The 4,431-nt window shown below is 53.2% G+C and carries 3 protein-coding genes; 1 reads left to right on the plus strand and 2 read right to left on the minus strand.

Features of this window, described 5'->3' with window-relative positions; translation table 11 throughout:
• Together RMSM_RS26575 and RMSM_RS26580 are read right to left on the minus strand one after the other, a co-directional pair.
• Positions 1–506 (minus strand): hypothetical protein (locus tag RMSM_RS26575; protein WP_008704056.1); only part of this gene is annotated, 506 nt, incomplete at its 3' end.
• 3 nt (positions 507–509) lie between these two features.
• Entirely contained in the window at positions 510–1,109 is a 600-nt protein-coding gene (locus tag RMSM_RS26580) for a YceI family protein (RefSeq protein ID WP_160168385.1), read from the minus strand.
• A gap of 321 nt (positions 1,110–1,430) precedes the next feature.
• On the opposite strand from RMSM_RS26580, the gene RMSM_RS37385 reads away from it, so the two are divergent.
• Entirely contained in the window at positions 1,431–4,400 is a 2,970-nt protein-coding gene (locus RMSM_RS37385; protein WP_008704061.1) for a DUF1553 domain-containing protein, read from the plus strand.
• Positions 4,401–4,431: the final 31 nt, after the last annotated feature.

A 4,431-nucleotide genomic window follows, 5' to 3' on the forward strand; every position in this document is an offset into this window, starting at 1 on the left:
GATTGAATCGACATGCAGAGTGCCAGCGGAATCGAGACGGTGTCGCGAATTCGCCGTGATAACCGGTCAAGCGACAACCAGACGCCGATGATCAAACCGACACAAAGTAGCAAACTGAGGTTGGTTTGCCATAACTTCCCGTCATCTGGATCGGTCAAGTAGACCGATTGATGGATCAAGATCCTAGGCGCCGCCATTGCCAAGCATAAACGCATCCCCCACTTCATTCCGACGGGCACACGGCGATGGGTCGAGATCAGTTCGATGATCAGGACGGCGGGCAGGATGATCGTCAAAAATCGGTCCAGCGCACTCGCCGCAGGCCACGCCCAATGCAGCTGGATTTGCCAGAAACCGATCCCCAACCCGATCGCAATCGCGGCGACACAAATCAAATTCAATGTCGTTGCAGAAACGGCACGCAACTTGGTGATCGCCAGCACAAAAAATGCACTGGCGACCATCGCAATCGTAAACGCTTTTGCAAACAGCAGCGGTTCGGGCATCCGCTACTTCTTAACGCCTTCACAATCAATCATGATCAGCGCCGTGTCGCCGATCGGACCGATTGCATTTTTGTCAAATCCGTAGTCACTGCGTTTCAGTGACAATTCAGTAGAAAAAGCGACCAGTTTTTTCCCCTTGATGTCGTGTTCCTTTCCGCCCATCAACACGAGAGTGATCTCGTTCGTGGTGCCATGCATCGTAAAGTCACCTTTGACCTCGTAGCCACCCTTAATTGGTTTGACACTTGTGCTTCGGAAGGTGATGGTGGGGAATTGCTTGGTGTCGAAGTAATCGGGTTGACGAAGGTGCTCGTCGCGGGCCGCGTTGGCGGTGTCAACGCTGTCAGCCTTGATCGTCAGCGAAAAGGTTGAGTTGGCGGGCGTTTCGCGATCAAGCGAAAATTTACCAGCGACATCATTAAATCGACCGTGAATCCAGCTGATATCTAAATGACGTGCCTTAAAACTAACGGACGAGTGAACAAGGTCATAATCGTATTCATCCGCAGCGGAGCATCGGTGCGTATCGGCGCTGAATGTAACAGCCAGGATCAACGCCAACGCACTTGCAAACAGGTGATGGAAAAACAGAGATCGGATCATCGGAGGTATGCTTTGCAATGGAAAGGAGGGGGTGAAACGGTGAAACGTCATCGTCCACAGTGTGCCCGCCATCGTATTTGCCCAGCGAACATGCGTAAAGCAGCAGAGATCGATAAGCAGCGCAGTTCAGACAATCCGACCCGACATTTCGTTAAAAATTCAGTAATCCAAGCTGTCGTGAGCAAGCTGCGTTTCCATTTGTCTATAGAGCAAAACTGATCGAGTTAAATTTTTCCTCGAATAAGTTTGCATTTGTTTGGTCAATCCTTAACAATCAAGGTTCCCGCCTATTGCCTATCCCCATCTCCCTCGCCGGTCATCATGAAGCGAATCCTACACGGCCCGTTGTGGTTGGTGTTCGCCGTCGTCGTTTGCGACCACGGCAATGCTGCAGAGGATGCGACAGCTTTTTTCGAGACGAAAATCCGCCCCGTCTTGGTTCAACACTGTTACCAGTGCCATTCATCACAGTCGGATGAGATCGGCGGGAAACTGAGAGTGGATAGCCGCGATGCCATGCGGACCGGTGGCGAATCGGGCCCCTCACTACAAGCCGGATCGCCGCAGAATAGCTTGATCATCCAGGCGCTTCGATATGATGATTTGGAAATGCCGCCAGACGCGCCGCTACCGGAAGCGGTGATTAGGGATTTCGAAAGATGGGTTTCGCTGGGCGCCGCCGATCCTCGCGATGAAACGACTCCGCCCGCCGAATCGCCCGAGTTAGATGCTGAGTCGCTTTGGTCGTTCTTCCCAAGACGAACGCCCACGCTGCCTCGGGTTGGTGAAGGGTCGTGGCCGCGTGATCCGATTGATCACTTCGTTTTGTCGCGTATCGAAGACGCCGGGCTGTCACCGACGCATGATGCCGACGCAAAAACTTTAGTGCGTCGATTGTATTACGATCTGATCGGATTGCCGCCGACGTTGCCACAGGTTAACGCGTTTGTCGCCCGCTACGAAATGGATGCCGATCTGGCTGTCGAACAACTAGTCGACCAATTGTTAGCGAGCCCTCAATACGGAATCCGTTGGGGACGCCATTGGTTGGACGTTGCCCGCTACGGCGAATCCAATGGCGACGATGGACTAGGACGTAATGCCACGTTTCCTCATGCATGGCGTTATCGCGACTACGTGATCGATGCATTGAACAACGACGTTCCTTATGACAAGTTCTTAAAAGAACAGATTGCGGGGGACTTGTTGCAGTCAAAATCACCTGCGGAACGCAATCGTCAACTCATTGCCACCGGTTTCCTCGCAATCGGATCCAAACCAGCCTCGGCGATGAACAAGAACTTTGCGATGGATGTGGTGGACGACCAAATCAACGTCGTCTGCACCGGAGTGTTGGGGTTGAGCGTTGCCTGTGCTCGTTGTCATGACCATAAACATGATCCGATCCCGACGCGTGATTACTATGCATTAGCTGGAATATTTTCGAGTACGGAAACGCTCTACGGCGCCGCAGCGAATCAAAAATTGACGGCTCCGCCAACCCCACTGCATGAATTAAGGTCGGATTGGACGAGCGAACAAACTGAGCCCGATCGCACCACACCGCCGATCTTTCCAAGCGATTATGCAGACGCCATCCAATCGCTTTCGCCACAACTGCATGTCCGGCTTGACAGCCCACCGGTTGGCTTGATCGCCGAACCTTCACCAAGTTATTCGCCCGATACATTTGCGGCGGTCAAGAAAACTGCGTTTGTTGGTAAACTAAGCAAGCCGACGCAGTCTTATTCGGTTTCGCTGTGGTTCCGCAACACGCTGAAGAACGATTCGCGTCCGATCACGGCCTACCTGTTTTCGCGTGGCAAGCAACGCCAAAGCGGTCTGCCCGGCGACCATCTTGGAATCGGTGGTAAGCATGATTCTGCACGCACAGGCAAATTGTTCGTCTTTAACGGTAATGCGAGCAAGACATCGATCGCGGGCAATACCAAGATCCCCGTCGGCAGTTGGAACCACCTCGTCTTGGTTCGAAATCGCGATCAGGTCAAGCTGTATCTCAATGGGCAGCTTGAAATCGACGCCAAGATTAAATCGACATTTGCTGACAACTTGGAGTTTTGCCTCGCAAACCGCAGTGACAATTTTGCACCATTGACGGGCAACGTCGCCGAGTTTGCCCTGTTCCCACGTGCCCTTTCGAATGACGAAGCTCTGCTGCTACACGAACGTTCGGGGCAACCTCGCGGTGTTCAGCAAACTCCGCCCTTTGGTTTTGCGATGGGGGTTCGCGAAGGGAAAAAGCCCGTTGACTGCAAAATTCATATCAACGGCCAGAGCAACAAACTCGGGCCGCTGTCGCCCAGAGGGACGCTCACGGCTTATCAAACTCTGGGTACCGATGATGAATTCAATGCGGCCAGAATGAAAATCGAATCTCAGCAGAGTGGACGTTTAGAGCTTGCCGAATGGCTCACCGATCCGCGGCATCCGCAAACCGCAAGGGTGATGGTCAATCGAATTTGGCAGCATCTATTTGGCCATGGCATTGTGTCGACGCCCGATGATTTTGGTGTCTACGGCGCCCGGCCCACGCACCCCGATTTGTTGGACCATTTGGCGAATCGTTTTGTTCAACAAGGTTGGTCGATCAAGCGATTGATTCGTGCAATCGTACTGTCTCGGACGTACCGGCTGGACAGTCGCTGTGACGACGAACACCTTCAGGTCGATCCAGGGAATCAGTTTTTTGCGCGGCATGATCGCCGCCGATTGGATGCCGAATCACTCCGCGACAGCGTTCTGCAAGTCTGTGGTTCGATCGATTATTCTCCCCAGCGGGGATCTGCGATCGAGCAAATCGATGCGTTGATCAATTGGCCTCCGGGCAACGCAACCGACCTGCACCGAGACAGCAACCATCGCAGTGTTTATCTGTGCATGCTACGCCACGCACCGCCCAAAGAGCTCGCCGCATTCGATCTACCCGACGGCGTTGGGATCACGGGAAAACGCGATGTCACGACGCTTCCAACGCAGTCATTGTTCTTGCTGAACAGCCCCTTTGTGATCAAGCAATCGGAGCGATTAGCCAGCGATGTGGTGAGTTTGGACTGCAACGACAATCGCGAACGCGTCCAGCGAATTTTCACTGCGGTACTGCATCGCCCCGCCAGTGGTTCCGAGGTAGAGGCGGCGTTGGATTTGATTCAACATTTGAACGATGCAGGCGAAGATGCCGCCACCCAACCCGCCGCAGAGAAACAAATCCGAACCTGGGCAAGCTTTTGTCAAGCATTGTTGATGACCAACGAATTTCGATACGTGGATTGAGGACGCAAATGATCTCGCGAAGAACAATGCT

This window comes from Rhodopirellula maiorica SM1, from assembly GCF_000346295.1.
GTDB lineage: Bacteria > Planctomycetota > Planctomycetia > Pirellulales > Pirellulaceae > Novipirellula > Novipirellula maiorica.